The 14901-nt window shown below is 67.7% G+C and carries 18 protein-coding genes and 1 pseudogene; 5 read left to right on the forward strand and 14 right to left on the reverse strand.

Annotated features, from left to right (window positions below; translation table 11 throughout):
• Positions 1 to 90: 90 nt before the first annotated feature.
• From ACWC2B_RS34905 to ACWC2B_RS34915, 3 genes are read right to left on the reverse strand one after another with little or no spacing between them, the layout of a single operon-like run.
• Positions 91 to 1383 (reverse strand): MFS transporter, encoded by a 1293-nt coding sequence (locus tag ACWC2B_RS34905; RefSeq protein ID WP_450723830.1) that lies wholly within the window; start codon positions 1381 to 1383, stop codon positions 91 to 93.
• Between the two features lie 40 nt (positions 1384 to 1423).
• The gene (locus tag ACWC2B_RS34910) at positions 1424 to 1606 is read right to left on the reverse strand and encodes an SDR family oxidoreductase (protein ID WP_450723832.1); all 183 of its coding nucleotides are present in this window, start codon (positions 1604 to 1606) and stop codon (positions 1424 to 1426) included.
• Positions 1603 to 1794 carry an SDR family NAD(P)-dependent oxidoreductase gene (locus ACWC2B_RS34915; RefSeq protein WP_450723834.1) on the reverse strand — a complete coding sequence of 64 codons (192 nt, stop codon included), beginning with the start codon at positions 1792 to 1794 and terminating at the stop codon, positions 1603 to 1605. The genes ACWC2B_RS34910 and ACWC2B_RS34915 overlap by 4 nt, the downstream gene beginning before the upstream one ends.
• Before the next feature lie 1242 nt (positions 1795 to 3036).
• On the opposite strand from ACWC2B_RS34915, the gene ACWC2B_RS34920 reads away from it, so the two are divergent.
• Positions 3037 to 3432 (forward strand): hypothetical protein, encoded by a 396-nt coding sequence (locus ACWC2B_RS34920; protein ID WP_450723836.1) that lies wholly within the window; start codon positions 3037 to 3039, stop codon positions 3430 to 3432.
• 475 nt (positions 3433 to 3907) lie between these two features.
• Here the strand turns inward: ACWC2B_RS34920 and ACWC2B_RS34925 are convergent, their stop codons facing one another.
• Positions 3908 to 4597 carry a rhomboid-like protein gene (locus ACWC2B_RS34925; RefSeq protein ID WP_450723838.1) on the reverse strand — a complete coding sequence of 230 codons (690 nt, stop codon included), beginning with the start codon at positions 4595 to 4597 and terminating at the stop codon, positions 3908 to 3910.
• A 300-nt stretch (positions 4598 to 4897) separates the two neighbouring features.
• Between ACWC2B_RS34925 and ACWC2B_RS34930 the strand changes: the two genes are divergently transcribed.
• Both ACWC2B_RS34930 and ACWC2B_RS34935 read left to right on the forward strand, forming a co-directional pair.
• The gene (locus tag ACWC2B_RS34930) at positions 4898 to 5407 is read left to right on the forward strand and encodes a hypothetical protein (RefSeq protein WP_450723840.1); all 510 of its coding nucleotides are present in this window, start codon (positions 4898 to 4900) and stop codon (positions 5405 to 5407) included.
• Between the two features lie 78 nt (positions 5408 to 5485).
• Positions 5486 to 5941 carry a MarR family winged helix-turn-helix transcriptional regulator gene (locus ACWC2B_RS34935; protein WP_450723842.1) on the forward strand — a complete coding sequence of 152 codons (456 nt, stop codon included), beginning with the start codon at positions 5486 to 5488 and terminating at the stop codon, positions 5939 to 5941.
• A gap of 44 nt (positions 5942 to 5985) precedes the next feature.
• On the opposite strand, the gene ACWC2B_RS34940 is transcribed toward ACWC2B_RS34935, so the two are convergent.
• The 4 genes from ACWC2B_RS34940 to ACWC2B_RS34955 all read right to left on the reverse strand — a co-directional run bounded on the left by ACWC2B_RS34940 (position 5986) and on the right by ACWC2B_RS34955 (position 9588).
• Positions 5986 to 6540 (reverse strand): dihydrofolate reductase family protein, encoded by a 555-nt coding sequence (locus ACWC2B_RS34940; RefSeq protein WP_450723844.1) that lies wholly within the window; start codon positions 6538 to 6540, stop codon positions 5986 to 5988.
• An 86-nt stretch (positions 6541 to 6626) separates the two neighbouring features.
• A complete protein-coding gene (locus tag ACWC2B_RS34945; protein ID WP_450723846.1) occupies positions 6627 to 7271 on the reverse strand; it encodes a helix-turn-helix domain-containing protein in 645 nt (214 codons plus the stop codon).
• Positions 7272 to 7622: 351 nt separating this feature from the next.
• The gene (locus ACWC2B_RS34950; protein WP_450723848.1) at positions 7623 to 8480 is read right to left on the reverse strand and encodes an LAETG motif-containing sortase-dependent surface protein; all 858 of its coding nucleotides are present in this window, start codon (positions 8478 to 8480) and stop codon (positions 7623 to 7625) included.
• Positions 8481 to 8770: 290 nt separating this feature from the next.
• Positions 8771 to 9588, reverse strand: a protein-coding gene (locus ACWC2B_RS34955) for an IS5 family transposase (RefSeq protein ID WP_450723850.1) whose coding sequence is annotated in 2 segments (ribosomal slippage) — positions 8771 to 9238 and positions 9241 to 9588 — 816 coding nt in all. Because the reading frame shifts where the segments join, the coding sequence is not laid out codon by codon here.
• A gap of 241 nt (positions 9589 to 9829) precedes the next feature.
• Between ACWC2B_RS34955 and ACWC2B_RS34960 the strand changes: the two genes are divergently transcribed.
• On the forward strand, positions 9830 to 10003 hold the full coding sequence (locus ACWC2B_RS34960; protein ID WP_450723852.1) for a hypothetical protein: 174 nt from the start codon (positions 9830 to 9832) through the stop codon (positions 10001 to 10003).
• Between the two features lie 213 nt (positions 10004 to 10216).
• Here ACWC2B_RS34960 and ACWC2B_RS34965 read toward each other — a convergent pair whose 3' ends face one another.
• From ACWC2B_RS34965 to ACWC2B_RS34975, 3 genes are all read right to left on the reverse strand, one after another.
• On the reverse strand, positions 10217 to 11020 hold the full coding sequence (locus ACWC2B_RS34965) for an aminoglycoside N(3)-acetyltransferase (protein WP_450723854.1): 804 nt from the start codon (positions 11018 to 11020) through the stop codon (positions 10217 to 10219).
• A 1-nt stretch (position 11021) separates the two neighbouring features.
• A complete protein-coding gene (locus ACWC2B_RS34970; protein WP_450723856.1) occupies positions 11022 to 11402 on the reverse strand; it encodes a hypothetical protein in 381 nt (126 codons plus the stop codon).
• Between the two features lie 330 nt (positions 11403 to 11732).
• A complete protein-coding gene (locus ACWC2B_RS34975) occupies positions 11733 to 11972 on the reverse strand; it encodes a hypothetical protein (RefSeq protein ID WP_450723858.1) in 240 nt (79 codons plus the stop codon).
• 373 nt (positions 11973 to 12345) lie between these two features.
• On the opposite strand from ACWC2B_RS34975, the pseudogene ACWC2B_RS34980 reads away from it, so the two are divergent.
• Positions 12346 to 12906 (forward strand): annotated as a pseudogene (locus ACWC2B_RS34980) (transposase); the annotation flags it as partial.
• 161 nt (positions 12907 to 13067) lie between these two features.
• Here ACWC2B_RS34980 and ACWC2B_RS34985 read toward each other — a convergent pair.
• From ACWC2B_RS34985 to ACWC2B_RS34995, 3 genes are read right to left on the reverse strand one after another with little or no spacing between them, the layout of a single operon-like run.
• Positions 13068 to 13781, reverse strand: a complete 714-nt coding sequence (locus ACWC2B_RS34985; RefSeq protein WP_450723860.1) for an alpha/beta fold hydrolase — start codon at positions 13779 to 13781, stop codon at positions 13068 to 13070.
• Between the two features lie 58 nt (positions 13782 to 13839).
• A complete protein-coding gene (locus ACWC2B_RS34990; RefSeq protein ID WP_450723862.1) occupies positions 13840 to 14613 on the reverse strand; it encodes a MerR family transcriptional regulator in 774 nt (257 codons plus the stop codon).
• A gap of 5 nt (positions 14614 to 14618) precedes the next feature.
• Positions 14619 to 14762: a hypothetical protein gene (locus ACWC2B_RS34995; RefSeq protein WP_450723864.1), complete on the reverse strand. Its 144-nt coding sequence runs from the start codon at positions 14760 to 14762 to the stop codon at positions 14619 to 14621.
• Positions 14763 to 14901: the final 139 nt, after the last annotated feature.

A 14901-nucleotide genomic window follows, 5' to 3' on the forward strand; every position in this document is an offset into this window, starting at 1 on the left:
ACGCGGCATGGGGGTCCCCCCTGGCCCTTAAGGCCTTGGGGGAGTGCGTGCCAGACGCCCCGGGCCCGGGCGGGGTTCAGACACAGGCTCTCAGTCTTCACTTCCGGCTGCCTCCGTCTCAAGGATGCGAACTGGTGGTTCGGCACCGTGTGTTGAGGCCTCGACACCCCGCAGGTGGGCCCAGGCGCTGAGCGCGAAGGCGACGAGGGTGATGCCCGCGCAGACCCACCCGAGGGCGGTGAACCCGTACCGCGTGAACAGAGGGCCGAGCAGCGCGGCGCCCAGGGCCACCGCGAGGTTCGTCGCCAGGCTGTAGAAGGCGAGCACGGTCCCGCGGTACTGCTGCGAGGATTCGCTCAGGAGCGTGCTGAGCAGGGTGACGACCAGACTCTGCATGGAGCCCCAGAGGAACAGACAGACCACCAGCAGCGGGGTCCACTCGGCGATCAGCGGGATGGCCACCAAGGCCGGGGCCAGGCCGCCGAGCAGGCCGATGAGCACGCGTTCCTTGCCGATCCTGTCGGCCCACCTGCCGGTGATGAAGCTCGTCGCGAACCCGAGGCCGTACAGCAGGATCATGAGGCCTGTCATGGAGCTGCCCTCGCCGAAGCGGTACTGCAGGGCGCTGCCGAGGAAGGTGTACATGCCGTAGAAGCCGAGCATGTTGAGGAAGGTCGCCAGCACGTACAGGCCCACCTTCGGCGCCAAGAGCGCCCGGCCGGCCGACCGGATCCACTTCTCGGCGGGAGCGGAGGGTGCGTCGTCGGCCAGCTCGGGGGCCTCGGCGTCGGTGGGGCGGGCGCCGGTCCTGGCGAGTAGCAGGACGAAGGCGACGAAGACGCCCAGGACCGAGAGCAGGCCGAAGGTCCAGCGCCAGTTCGCCCATTGCCCGATGAAGGACCCCATGGGCACCCCGAGCACGAGCGATATCGACCAGCTGGACACCAGGATGCCCATGGCCTTGGCGCGGTGCTGGTACAGGATGTGGTCACCGACGAAGGCGTAGGCCGTCGGCACGAAGGCTCCCGTGGCCAGACCGGCCAGCCCTCTGCCCGTGAAGAAGACCCCGGGTCCGCCGGCGAGTGCGCACATCAAGGTGCCCAGGACGAATGCGGCCATACCGATGGTCAGGCTGAGGCGCCGCGAGAAGCGGTCGCCGAGCGGGGCGAAGAGCAGGGCGCCGACCGCCGTGCTGATGCCGTAGACGCTGACCGACAGCGCCATGACGGCCACCGTCGTGTCGAACGATGTGGACATGTCCACGAGCAGCGGGGAGACAACGAGTTCCTCCGAGCCGACCGCGAAGATGCCGGCCATCAGGGCGAGAACCGTCAGCACAGGGAACCTGGCCACGCCCTCCTCGCCGCTCATTCGATCCGACACGCCAACCAACCTTTCTCTGCGGTGAATCCGGACGGCACGACTAGATCGCCGTGTAACCGCCGTCTACGGTGAGCGCGGCGTCGTTGATGAACGCCGACTTGTCCGAGGCCAGGAAGAGGATCGCGTTCGCGACGTCCTCGGGAGTTCCCAGACGCCCGATCGGATTGAGCTTGGCCTTCTCCCCCTTGATCGACGTGTCGTGCCCCGTGGACGTGTCGGTCATGGGGTGTCGATGATGCTGGGGCAGACGCAGTTGGCCCGGATGTTGTACTGCGCGTAGTCGACGGCGAGCGACTTCGTCAGCATCGTCACGCCGCCCTTCGTGGCGTTGTACGCGGCGATGCCGGGCCAGGCGACCAGGCCGCTGACGGAGCACACGTTCACGATGACGCCCTTGGCCGGCCCGATCATGTTCCGCAGGGCGTGCTTCGATCGCCGTCTGCTTCCCGATGCCGGAAGCGGCGACGACGGTCTCGCTGGAGAGCAGCTCTTCGCTGAATTCGAAGTCGGTCCGCGTCGCGCGTCCGTATTCGGGCGTGTTTCCGCGAAACAAGATCGCCGGCTCCAGGAGTGGATTCATGTAGAAGGCGTTGATGTTCGGATAGGCGTGAGCCACCAGTGCGAGATCAGCCTGCCCGCACGTGAGAGAGTTGAGGCACTGTTCGTAAGTACTCTCCAGGACGATGCGGAACTTCCCCGAATCACCGAAGCTGTGAGCCATTGACTGGGCGATGTATTCACTGCTCGTACCGCTCGCCCCCAGAGTTCCCAGCCCTGCCGATGTTGTCGATCCGGCGGGTATCAACGCATCGAATGTGCGCCTCTCACTATCGGGTATGTGCACGATTTCCACGTCGTACTCCACTCGATATCTCCTTGCGGCTGCCACGCCCAGGCAAGCCGCAAGGGTGCGCGGAACGGTATCGAAGGGAATCCGGTGAACTCGCCTGCCGACGCCCGATGCGTGGATCTCAATGCGAGTTGAACATACATGGCTTGATCCATCTCCTTCAATATGCCGCAGGGCTCGGCCGAAACTGCGGCATCTCAGGTATGGACCAAGCGGACCCGCGCTTCGCTGCGAAAGTTACGCCCCTGTTTCCGGCCGATGGGCTTCCTGTTTCCGGTCAACGGTGCCCAACTTTCATCAACTGGCTTGATTCCCGGATTCGGGCAGTCCGCCGGGGTCAACTCCGGGAGGTTGCTGTTCCGTGCATAGGAAGAGCGGCGAAGCCCTCTGTCGCCTACGCCCAGGGCGTCCGGCGGGAGTTGCGGGACAAGGGAGGGGGGCGGCTGCGGAAGTGCGGCGGTTTGCCTACCGGGGCGTGGCACCAAGACGCGCTGGCCGAAAGAGACTCACCGAGGTGTCGTCGATTCGCCGCGAACGCTCGATCGCGCCGACGGGTGAGGGGTGCGCCGGTCTATGTCGCATGCCACACGTGCTGCGGCTCGGCCCCCGGTGGTTTTTGGCCGCGACGCCGTCTGCGTCCAGGGTCCGGTGGAGTGCGGTACACCCGGGCCGGGATCCGCCGGCCATGGGGGATCAACCGGCCACGCCTGCCGGAGCCCTGCAGGCCATGCTGGATCAACTCGTCGTGCGCCATGGGGCGTTGTCGCCGGGCTGGCAGTCGACAGTCGGCGCAGCTGGATACGGTGGCTGTGAAAGTGGCCCGCACACCCGTGGTGGTCGGGCCGCATGTTCAGTTCTCGTTCTGGAGGTGCTCGGAGAGGTCCGTGTTGGGGATACCGAGCTTCTGCGCGTACTTCGGACCAGCCGTAGTCGACGGCGGCGGCGCCGCGGATGGGTGGGACGGGGCGGCCTTCGAGGAGCTTGTCGGCCACGTCCAGGCAGAGGTGCCAGCCGACGGCGACCTTGGGGGGCCAGTCGCGGTCCTGGACGGTGTGGTGCAGGGTCAGCCGGGACCCGGTGTCCGAGGCCGTGAGGTCGGCCTCTATGGATCCGGCGAAACGGTCACCCGCCTCGCCGAACAAGCCGCCAACGTCCGGTACATCGTCGTCAAGGAAGCAACTCGGCCCACGGGCCCGTGATGCGGCGGGCTCGCCTGCTGGGGTTGGTGTGGGCCGTGCTCGCCACGGGCTGCGCACCGTTGCTGTTCGCCGACGCTGTAGGTGTGCATGAGGTGGACGGGGTGGTTGTGGACGGGGTGGGGTGAAAATGGCCCTGGTAGCCGCAGGCCGCCGGGGTCTCGTGGTCATGGTGTCGGGTTTGTGTTCATTCTGTCGCGGTGGTCTCGGTGACTACTTCTCAAGAGCCTGCACGAGCTCCCCCCTGCTCTTCCCGTCCAGCCTCGTCTCCGCCCACCACGAGCGCCCGTCCGCCGTCAACGCCCGCAAGGGCACGGGCCTGAACGACAACATCCAGGACCTGATCTCCTGGATCAATTCCGGCTTGCGGCGGCCAGACTGCAGTGACGCCATTCCGGCCGACCCCGCCGGCCGGATATACGCCTACCGACCGGGGAGGAGAAGGTCCATGTTCAACTCACCCGTCAGGCGCCTCCTGTCAGCCGGTGGGACCAGGGCGGCCGGTGTCACCTGGGATGCGGCCCTGCAGGACCTGCACCAACTCCGTGGGGGCCTTTCGGTGTGCTTTTCGTGGGGCGCCCAGCCAGCGGGTGCGTGCCCCGAGGACTCCGAGGCCCAGCGCTACCAGATGCCCGGCGTCGGCCAGTTCATGGTTGATGATCCAGGCGACGGTGAGCACCGCGGTGAGGACCGGGAGCCCGTACCGGCGGGCCCTGCGGCCGCCGAGGACGAGCAGACAGGCGGCGGTGGCCACCAGGCCGTAACTGATCCCGACGTCACGGGCCCTGGCCAGGACACCCGGCAGGTGCGCGAGGTGCATCAGCCACATGGCGCCCTCGGTCAGCAGCGTCGCGACGAGGTGGCCCAGCAGGAACACACCGAACCCGCGCCGCGACCCCCACCGCCACTCCGCCAGCCCGAGCACCGCGGCCACGGCGGCGATCCCGAGCAGCACGGGCACACCGTCGACCACCAGCCCGCTGGTGAACAGCGTCCACCACTTCCCGACCTCCAGGTGGTGGACGTTGCTGCTGTTGTGCCGCACGAACCGCGCCTGTTCGCGCAGTGACTGGCCGGACATCCACACGGCGGTGGTGACCAGCAGCGCGACGTACGCCGTCGTCGCGGGCAGCCGCCGGACGGCGCGCACCATGTTGTTCCCGACCATCCGGAAACTGTAGGCGAGGCGCGTGCTGAACCGCGCTGAAGGCCGCCGCCGGAGCCACTTCCAGGGCTGCTTTCAGAGCCGCGGCGTGCAGTGCGACAGGTCCAGCGGATCGCTGTCGTCGAGGCAGTCGACGCTGATGAAGACGTTCTCGCGATCCTGTGGGGGCCGGAAACCCTGCCGCCTTATGCGACCTGCGCGTATTGTCCCCATGACGGCCCCCCCTTCCGACGACGCTGTCCCTGAAAGCGTAGCCCTGCGGCCTCGGCAGGGTGAGACTCTCCATCCAGGGGAGCCACACCCGTGGTGGGGCAGGCCGTGTCGGTCGCTCGGGGTGCCGAGGTTCTCGAAGAACCGCTCGAATGTGCCGCCCCGGCCCGCCGCGACGCCGACCACCTGGCTGTGGTGGCGCTCCATGCGATAGGCGTGCGGGCAGGTCTTGGGGACGAAGCCGAAGTCGCCCGGGGTGAGCAGCTTCTGGCCCACCTGTTCGGCGACCTGATCACCATCTACGCCCGCGGGGAGCAGACCGAGAACACCTTCAACTTCTTCACCGTCGAAGGCCCCAAGGGCGACGTCATCCCGGCCCATCTGCACCCCGACACACACGAGGTCTTCTGCGTCACCCAAGGCGCGGTCCGGCTGTTCGTCGAGGACACCGACGGCAACCAGCAGGACCGGTCCCCCTCGCCCTTCTCGATGAAGTACGGCTTGCCAGGATCGGAGGGTATTCGTGACGCGCTCCGGTACCGGGTGGTGTACTCAACGGTCATGGGGTCTCCTCGATCAGACACGGACAGGAATGTCAGGTAGCCTGACATTTGAGCGGATCGGCAGGCACGTGGAGTCCTGCGCCGCCACCCCGCCTCGGCCGTCGTGAGGAACGAACAGATGCAGCCCACCCGTCGCAGCTTTCCCCAGCTGTTCGCCGATGCCCGGCGCTGGTTCGAGGAAGGTCTCCTCGCCGCCATGGAAGCGGCGGGCGCCACGCCGGTCTCGCCGACGCAGGCGCAACTCTTCGCCGTCCTGGACGACCACGGCACCACCGTCTCCGAGCTGGCCCGGCGTATGGGCGTGACCCGGCAGACCGCCCACCAGGCCGTGCACGGCCTGGTCGACGCCGGACTGCTCGCGCAGGTTCCCGATCCGGGCTCCGCCCGCCGGCGGCTGATCCGACGCACCCCGGACGGCGAACGCGCGCATCGCCAGGCCACCGCGATCCTGCAACAGCTTGAGGACCGGCTCGCGGAACGGATCGGCAGGGAGGGGGTCGATGCCCTTCGTGCGGCACTCGAAGCGTCATGGGGCGAATCGACTGCTCCGCCACCCTCCGCTCCCCCGCGCTGATCTGCTCGCAGGATGTCGGACACGCGGCCCGCGTCGCGCAGTGCTCAGCGCGTCGGACGATAGGTCGCGATGATCACTCCGCTGCTGGTCGGCTGAGCGCTGACCAGCTCCAGCTTCTTCAGAGTGGCGTCGGCGGCGAACAGCTTCTTGCGGCCCTCGCCGGCCACCACCGGGTGGATCAGCAGTACCAGTTCGTCCAGCAGGTCCTGCTCCAGAAGCGAACGCACCAGCGTGGGGCTGCCCGCGACGGTGATGTCCTTCCCCTCGCCCGCCTTGAGCTCCTCGATCGCGGCAGCCAGATCGCCGTTGATGAGCGTGCTGTTCGCCCAGTCGTCCACGCTGTCCAGCGTGGAGGAGACGACGTACTTGGGCGACTCATTGATCCACTTGGCGAAGCCGGCGTCCTCGCCGTCGGTCACCGTCGGCCAGTACCCGGCCCACTCGGTGAAGGTCGCCCGGCCCAGCAGAATCGTGTCGGCCGTCTCCAGCGTCTTTCCCAGCGCCGCGCCCATCTCCTCGTCGAAAGCGAACTGCCACTCGTTCGGCGACTGGGCGACACCGTCGAGCGAGACGAACAGGCCCGAAACGACCTTGCGCATGATTCCTCCGTGATGAGTTCGGGGGCCTCTGCCCGGTCGCGGCCGAATAGCGCTCCGGTCGGGGCGGGCCGATCCCGTCGGCTACGTCAGGAAGAATATGCGGGCACCGGGGAGGCGGGCTTGTACAGAAGCGACAGCGGCTCCGCCCTGTCCGGAGCACTCAGCTGAGTGGCGGTCCGGCCGATGAACCGGGTCAAAGACCGCGCCAGGTGGGGCTGGTCGAAATAACCCAGCTGGTGCACGACGTCCTGCGCCGGCACCCCGTCCTGGATCAGAACCGCCGCCTCGCGGGCACGGTGGATCTGCCGGATGGCACCCTGGGTGAGGCCCGTCGCCGCGACGAAACGCCGCTGGAGGGTTCGCTCGGAGACATCGGGGGCCGCGCCGCCGAGCACCGCGGGCACGATCGGGTCGCAGTCCACGATGCCTTCACGCACCATGCGCCGCACGAACGCCTCCGCATTGTCGTAATCGGGCACGTGCCAGGCGGAACCCTTCAGCCACACGGAACGCCGCGTCACGTCGGGAATCTCCGCGCTGCCACCCACGAGCCGACTGATCGGCACGTGGGGCATCGAAGTGCCGAGAGCGAAGCTGATACCGAAGAACGTGGCGTCCTTGGGAACGGGAGCCGGACAGGCCCTGGGCTCCGGGCCCAGCACGGCCGCCTGCACCTGGCCGTCGTGCTCCCAGAAGACAAGCTCCCAATGCGACGCCGCGATCGACGTCATCCGACCGACCTCGATGCTGCGGCTGCGCCATACCCTCTCGACGTACGGCGACTCCGACGGCCGACTCTCGATCTCCAGACCCAACCGGATCGCCCCCGTTCACCGCCGCCTGCGCCGCCAGTGTGTCACGTCGCGCGGATAGCCCTCCGAAGGAGTTCGCCGAACTCGGCAGGGTGTGTGGTCAGGGTGGTGTGCCCGCCTGGGAAGTGCATGCGCGCGATGAGCGCGCGGGGAAAGCACTCTGCCCCGCCGAGAGGGCGGGGCAGAGCGGGGTCCGAGAGCAGCCAGCGGCTCGGGGGGATGAACACTGCCGGCGTTACGGCAGCCAAGTTCGTGCTCTCGGGCGCAGGGCTATGCGCTGGTTCGAGCCTTGCGGCGGCGCGCGATGAAGAGGGCGCCGCCACCGGCGGCCACGGCGGCGGCGCCGATGGCTGCGACGACGGGGGTGGTGGACGACGAGCCGGTCTCAGCGAGGCGGCCGCTTACCGGGAGTTCGGTGCGGTCGCCCTGTGGGATCGGGCGGTTCTGCGGTGCACCGGGGGTGCCGGGCTTGACCGGCTTACCCTTGGCATCGTCCTTCGTGGGCTTGGTGCCCGCAGTGTCGATGGTGAAGTCCCACTGGTAAAGGTCACCGGAGCCGCAGCGGCCGTCTCCTTCGCCCATGGAGTAGCCGAAGGTGAAGAAGAAGCCGGCTGCGGCGGGAGCTTTGGCGTCTACCTTGATCCGCATCCGGGCGTCCACGTACTGGCCCGCCTTGATGTTCTTCGCGCCGGCGAAGTAGCCCCACAGGTCCTTGCCCCGCTCGGTGGTGGTCCGCCACTGGCCGTTTGCTGTGTCGAACCACTCGACGGTCAGCAGGAGTTCGCTGATGTCGCTCACCCGGTGGTCGACGGTGCCGAGCTCCATGTCGAGGTTGACGCGCTCCAGGGTCCTGTCGGAGATGTTGAGTGCGCGGTAGGTGAATTCGTGCCAGCCGGATCCGGCGACGATTCGGGCGGGCAGGCCGCGCAGCGAGGTCCGTACCGAGTCTTCGTCGGCGGGGAACTGCTTGCATTCTCCGATCCCGGGAGTGGGCAGCTTGGAGACGCCGGTAGTCGGAGTGTGGAAGGGCTGGTCGTTCGGCTTCTTCGCGTCCTTCGGGGCGGTGGCAGATCCGGAGGGGGACGGTGTGACGGTCTTCGGCGCGCTGGGGGCTCCGGGGGTCGACATCGTGTCGTTTTTTGCCTTGGGGGTGGCGGTGCTGGAAGACGGCGCGGAGTGGGGTGCGGTGCTGGATGCCTCGCTTGCAGCGGTGGTGCTGTCCCCTGTCGTCGCGTAAGCCGGCGGCGTGGCCCCCAGCGTGACGGTCCCGATCGCCGTCATGACTGCGGCAGTCGCCCATACGCGGCGAAGTTTCTTGGTGTCTCTTTCAGGTGGTGCGAGTGCCGACAGCGGCGGGGCTGTGGCGGTTGGTCGGTGTTATGACTATCCGTGCGCCGTATTGGTTGTAAGAAGGTGTCTCACGTGGTGAGCTTCGCGAGTCTCTTGTAGCAGGTCAGGGCTGCGGCGAGGCCGAGGAAGGCGAGGAAGTGGCTGCCTTTTCGTTCGTACCGGACGGTGAGGCGGCGGTAGCCGAAGAGCCAGGAGATCGACCGCTCGATCTTCCAGCGGTGCCGACCGAGCCGCTCGCCGGACTCGATACCGGGACGGGCGATCCGCGCGATGAGGTTCCGGCTGCGGAGCCAGCGGAGGTGTTCTGCGGAGTAGTACGCCTTGTCCGCGCGGACCTTCCCCGGCTTCCTCCGACGTGGCCCGCGCCGGGAGCGGACGGCGGGAATGCCGAGAATCAACGGCTTGAACGCCTGGCTGTCGTGCAGGTTCGCGCCGGACACCGCGACGGCCAGCGGCAGGCCCTGGGCCTCGGATAGCACGTGCAGTTTGCTGCCCTTCTTGCCACGATCGACCGGATTCGGCCCGGTCAGCGAGCCCCCCTTTTCGCCCGCACCGACGCGGCATCGACGATCGCGGACGTCCAGTCCAGCTCGCCCCTGGCACCAAGCTCGTCCAGCACCGCCCGGTGCAGCCTGCGCCACAGCCCGGCCTCGGTCCACGCGGTGAACCGACGGTGCGCGGTGGCCGGCGAGACACCGAACGACTCCGGCAGATACCGCCACGCGCACCCGCTCGTCAGCACGTACACCACGGCCGTGAATACCGCCCGCTCCTGCACCGGGGCAGTACCCCCGCCCTGCGGACGAGACGTGAACCTTGGCAACAACGGAGCTACCAGCTCCCACAGTTCGTCCGGAACCAACCGACGCGACAGATCAACCCTCACGATGCAGCATCATGCCGCACTCCGAAGCGCCACGTGAGACATTCTCTAAGAGTCCAAGCTATGAGTCACATCACGGTATGTCCGTGTGTGGCCGGCCGGAAGTGCGGCCGTCCGGGACCCGGTTTGTCAGCGCACGCTCCGGTGCGGAAACTCGACCAGGCGGTGCTGGCTCGCTCTGTTTGGGACGGGAAGCGGGGCGAGGTAACTCGCGGGATGCTGGCCCAGCTTGAGGACTGGGCACGTGCTGCTTGACCAGAAGGGGGTCGCCCGGTTCGCGGAGAAGCATTTGATGCCGGACATGGTTCGAGTCACGTGCGATGGCGGTGAGGACGTGATCGATCCGGAGACCGGGCGGCTCGTCCCCGGCCCGGACGCGGTGGTGTACGACGGGCAGGCGGGGCTGTACGGGCGGTAGGAACGGACCCGTTCCCGTACCGGCCGTGAGGGGGCGTGGGTGGAGGAAGTCCGCCCGGCTTACCGCATGTTGCGCCCCTTGCGTGCCCCGGAGCTGCGGGGGGGCGACACCGTGTCGGTCGAGCAGGCCGTCGACGAGCACCCCGCCTGACCTGCTTCACCACCAATATCACCACCGCCCCCATCACCCAGTTGGAGTTGCGGCACCGGCGTGTCAGCTGCCGGGCGGCCGGTGTTCGGGGAGCCAGTGCTGGGCGAAGTCGGCAGCCTTGCGCAGGCTGAAGAGGCGGGCGGTGGCGGAACCGACCCGGCCGGTGCGTACGGTGCCGGCTGGCGACAGGCGTTCGAAGTCCGTCCCCAGCGTGCCGAAGTCGCCGTCGTTCAGGGCAACGTCTTCGTACGTCCACCACTGCCGTTGTCCGTCGAGCGTGATCACGCAGTTGTAGCGGCGCCGGACTGGTCGCGGCACCCGATATTCCGCGAGGTGGAAGGTCGTACAGACGTTGAACCCGACGCCCAGGAGCAGCACTTGAGCGTGCAAGTCGTACAAGCGCGCCAGTGGGGAGTCCTCGCCGAGGTGGCAGTCCGGGTGATGATCCTCAATGATCTTCGCCGCTTCTTCACCGAGTGCGGCGAAAGAGGTCTGCGGGTGTTCGCTGCGGATCGCGCCTCGCGTCTGGCGCACTGTCTCGGCGAGCAAGCCCATCGTGGAAGGGGTTACCGCCGGATCGAAAGGGGCCATCGTCGCTCTGAGTTCGGCCACGGCATCCTCGTCGAGGCCGCGTACCCGTTCCACATACTCGGGCGAGGTGTCGGAGTTCGCGGGAGTGAAGGTGGGCACGGTCAGGGTGCCGGCCGGTCCGAGCGCGCTGCGCAACGCCCGCACTACCGTCGTGGGGCCGCCGGTCGTCGGGCCGATGGCGCGTACGGACGCGTGCACCATCAGGACGCCGCCTTCCTGTACGCCGAGGTCCGACAGTTGGGCGGTGAGTCGGGCTTCATCGTGATGGACGTTCAAGTCAACACATCCCTTCAGGCTCAGGCGGCTCAGCCTGAGCGCCCCGGATTCCGCGGGCCGGCGGTCGGCGCCGGTGAGGGGCCGGGACCGGCGCGCGTCGCGGTTTCGAAACCCTGCCCTTCTTGAGAGACAACGAGCCTGCCCTGGCAGGGAACACGGCCCGAGAAGGCAGCGTCTCGACTGCGGCCCGCATCTCGCTCTCGGCGCCGATCAAGCAGTTCAGCACGCGCTCGTGGTGGTCGCCCGCCGCGTCGACGACCCGAAGGCGCACGTGCAAGTCGGCCAGTTCGTCAACGATCCGGTGGGAGAACCTCCTCACCACAAATGTGCCCAGCTGACCACCGTAGCCAATCGTGTTGAGATAGAAATCCTTGCCGTTCACGGGTTTCCAGCCTGCGAATTCCGCCTTCCTCGATTTCCCTGGTGCATTCTCAACTGCCGGTTGTGCAGAGGAGAGCGGGCCTTCTGGCTGCGTGGGCACAGCTCGTTTGATCGGTCCTTGGGCCAGAGCGCGGCTCGCTTCCTGGGAACTCAGCCAGGGGCCCGTCGGCTGCCCTCTCCACTCGATTGCGTATTCGGCGCATTCGATGGTGGCGCTTCGCGTCCCTCCGTTCTGCACCGTCACCTCCCACACCTCGTCACCGGACATCCCGTACGTGTTCGGCATGGGCACCCCGGACCAACCGATCTGCGGACGCACTGATCGCGCGTACTAGGCCCGGGCGAAGGCGACACCGCCGGTGAGCGCAAGCATGTGCCCGAGCGACTGCTGGTCGAGGAGGGCGAGTCGCCAGGGCCAGCGTTCCCGGGTCGCCTCGGCCATGTTGTCCCGCACGATCTCCCAGATCAGCAGCACCGACAGCAGGACGATCAGAGCCAGCGGAACGGTGAAGAGGACCAGATTGCGCCCGACCCGGCGCTGGGCGTTCTCGGGACTCCTGGCACGTTTCATGGCCCCTCCCTGGCTCTGCTGGCCTTCCGTTGCGGCGGCCATCGCAGCACCGCCCATGGTGACGGGTCGACGACAGAGGGCACCAGGGTCCCGTACGGGCCGAGATTCGAGCGGCTCGCCGCCGCGCTTACGCTCGAATACATGAGCGCGCCAGGGAGGCGCTGACTCTCGGGACCGTCAGCGCGATCGTCGAAGCGAAGGTTCTCGTAGCCGAGGTGAGGATCTACATTTCCGGGTGCGGTGCTGGACCCGGACACCATCAAGGAGATCCACGACCCGGACGTCGTGCTGCGGGAAGACCTTGGCGCCGCTCCTTCCCGACCGTAACCCGGACATCACTCCGCATCTGACTGATCGTCGCAACGTTCCGCCGATGGCAGCGAAACGGCACCTGGCACCGGGTCTTCAGCCGGCTCCAGTCCCTGGCCGATGCGAAGGGTGCGATCGTGTGGGATCTGAGCGTCGATTCCACGGTGTGCCGCGCCCATCAGCACGCGGCTGGAGCCCGGACGCAGGTGACCCTCAGAAGGAACCGCCGGGTGGTGTCTTCACCGAGCCCCATGATCATGGACTGGGACGCTCTCGTGGCGGGTTCACCACCAAGGTGCACCTGCCCGTCGAGCAGGGCCAGAAGCCCATGTCGATCGTGGGAACGCCCGGGCAGCGCGGCGACTCGCCGCAGTTCGAACCCGTGTTGAGGAAGGTCCGCGTGCCCCGCATCGGGCCGGGCCGACCGTGCGTCCGCCCCGATCGGGTGCGTGCTGATAAGGCGTACGCCCCCCGCAAGAACCGCGCTGACCTGCGTCGCCGAGGGATCCGCTGCACCATCCCGGACAAGGTCGACCAGGCGCGCCACCGCAAACAGCGCGGCTCTTGCGGCAGCCAGCCGCCGAAGTTCGACCCGGTCGACCACCGTGAGCGCCACGCGGTCGAGTGTGGGATCAACCGCCTCAAGAGGTGCCGCGCCGTCGCCAGACGATACGACAGGCTGGCGGTCCGCTATGAGGCGACCGTCCTCATGCGGCCATCGCCGAATGGCTGTGACCAGCACACATCAAGCGCTTCCAAAACCAGCCCGCAGGCATGGAGGTGCTCTCACTCCACGGCAGCGTTGAGGAGAATCTGCGCCAGCTCGCGCGGCTGGGAGAACATCGGCCAATGGCCGGTGTCCATCTTGACCAGCCGCCAGCGCTTGCTGTTCAGCAGCTCAGCCACATCTTCGTCGGGCTCGGCGTCGTCAGGCTCGGCCCCTGGCATCACGCACAGGATGTATGTCGCCGGAAGTTCACCGAGCGGCCCCGACAGCACAGCGGGCTCGGTCAGCGTGGCACCTGGGTGAGGCGTCGAGCCACGCACGAGGCGTGCGATCTGCTCATCGGTGAGACCCTCGCCGTCGTAATGAGCAGCTGGCGCGAGCGGCCAAAACCCTCCGCTCTCGGCGATCGACGCCTCCACTGCCGCCCCGCCGTCCGGCCAGGCGGAGACAAACGACTCGCCGTCAGTTGGAACACTTGAGTCGACGAACACTACGTGGGCCAGTCGGTCACCGATCCGCTCCGCGGCCTGACCTACGGGGATGCCCGAGTAGCTGTGACCCACCAGGACTACGTCACGCAGACCCTGGCGTTCCACCTCAGCAACAATGTCCTGGACGTGAGTCGCTTGCCCCGCCGGTACACCCTGCTTGTCAGCAAGACCGGACAGCGTCAACGGATAGACGCCGTGGCCGGCCGCGCGCAGATACGGCACCACCTCGCCCCACGCCCACGCCCCGAGCCGTGCACCTGCAACCAGCACGAAATTCACCATGCCCGCACCGTAGCCGGGCAGCCTGACGATCTCCTGGGAAATACTTTCGATACGCGCCCTATTGCGGGATGTCGATGCCGGCCGCGCGCAGGTTCGCCTCCACCAGCGTGTTCAACCGGGCGATGGACGGCTCCTGGTCTTCGCGGTGGTGGTTGACCAGTCCGTATCGGGCGGCGGCGTCGGACGGCTGCTGAGACCCGGGCGGCGGCGTCAGCAGCGCGCGGTCGGTCAGCAGTTTGTTGGCGAGCGCGGACGCCAACTCCTCGATCCGCGGGTCGTCCGGATCCCAGGACGTCGCATCCAGGCCGCGCTTGGTCAGGTCGACGAACTCCGGGTCGTCCAGGCCGCGTTCGAGCCTGGCCAGGAAGGTTTCGAAGATGTCCGGGATCAGCGCCCGGGCCAGCACCAGAGCTTCTCGTTGGGTGGCCACGTAGTCGGGGCTGAAGTCGAGCTCGGCGAGTCGGTCCAGGACCGCACAGGCCCGGTCGGGCAGCAGGGCCCGATCGCCGTGGGCGAGCCGGTGCAGCGTGTCGCGGCGCGCGGTCAGGTCCTCGATCTGTTCGGTGAGACGGCGATGGACGTCGTCCAAGGTGGCGGCGAACCGCTCGGGATCGGCGTCGAGCAGCTCACCGATCTCAACCAGCGGGACGCCGGCCCCGGCCAGGGTCCGGACCTGGACCAGGCGCAGCAGCTCGGCCGACCCGTAACGCCGGTAGTCGGAGCTGTCACGTTCGGGCTCGGCGACCAGGCCGAGCCGGTGGTAGTGCCGCACGGTCTTGATCGTGACGCCGACGAACGCCGCCGCCTGGCCGATCGTGAGTCCGTCTGCCATCGGCTCTACACACCTCCAGAACGTGGGCGGCTACCGTCTCGCGAAACCGCGACGGCGACGGCGACGGCACAGAAGTCCTTGCGCAGGATCGAGCCGTGGTCACCGGCGACCTTCACGCTCCTGTTGAGGTAGGAGTTGCGGACGATCACAGGGGTGAGGGTAGCGCGCAGCGCGGACAGGCGGCCAACGCCCGGTCCAGGACGGGGACTTGCGGTTGGTGCCGGGCAGTCCGGTTCACGTCAGGAGTTGACCTTGACCTTGGGTCAGGGTGGACGCTCATCGCATGGC

This window comes from Streptomyces sp. NPDC001415 (assembly GCF_053597395.1).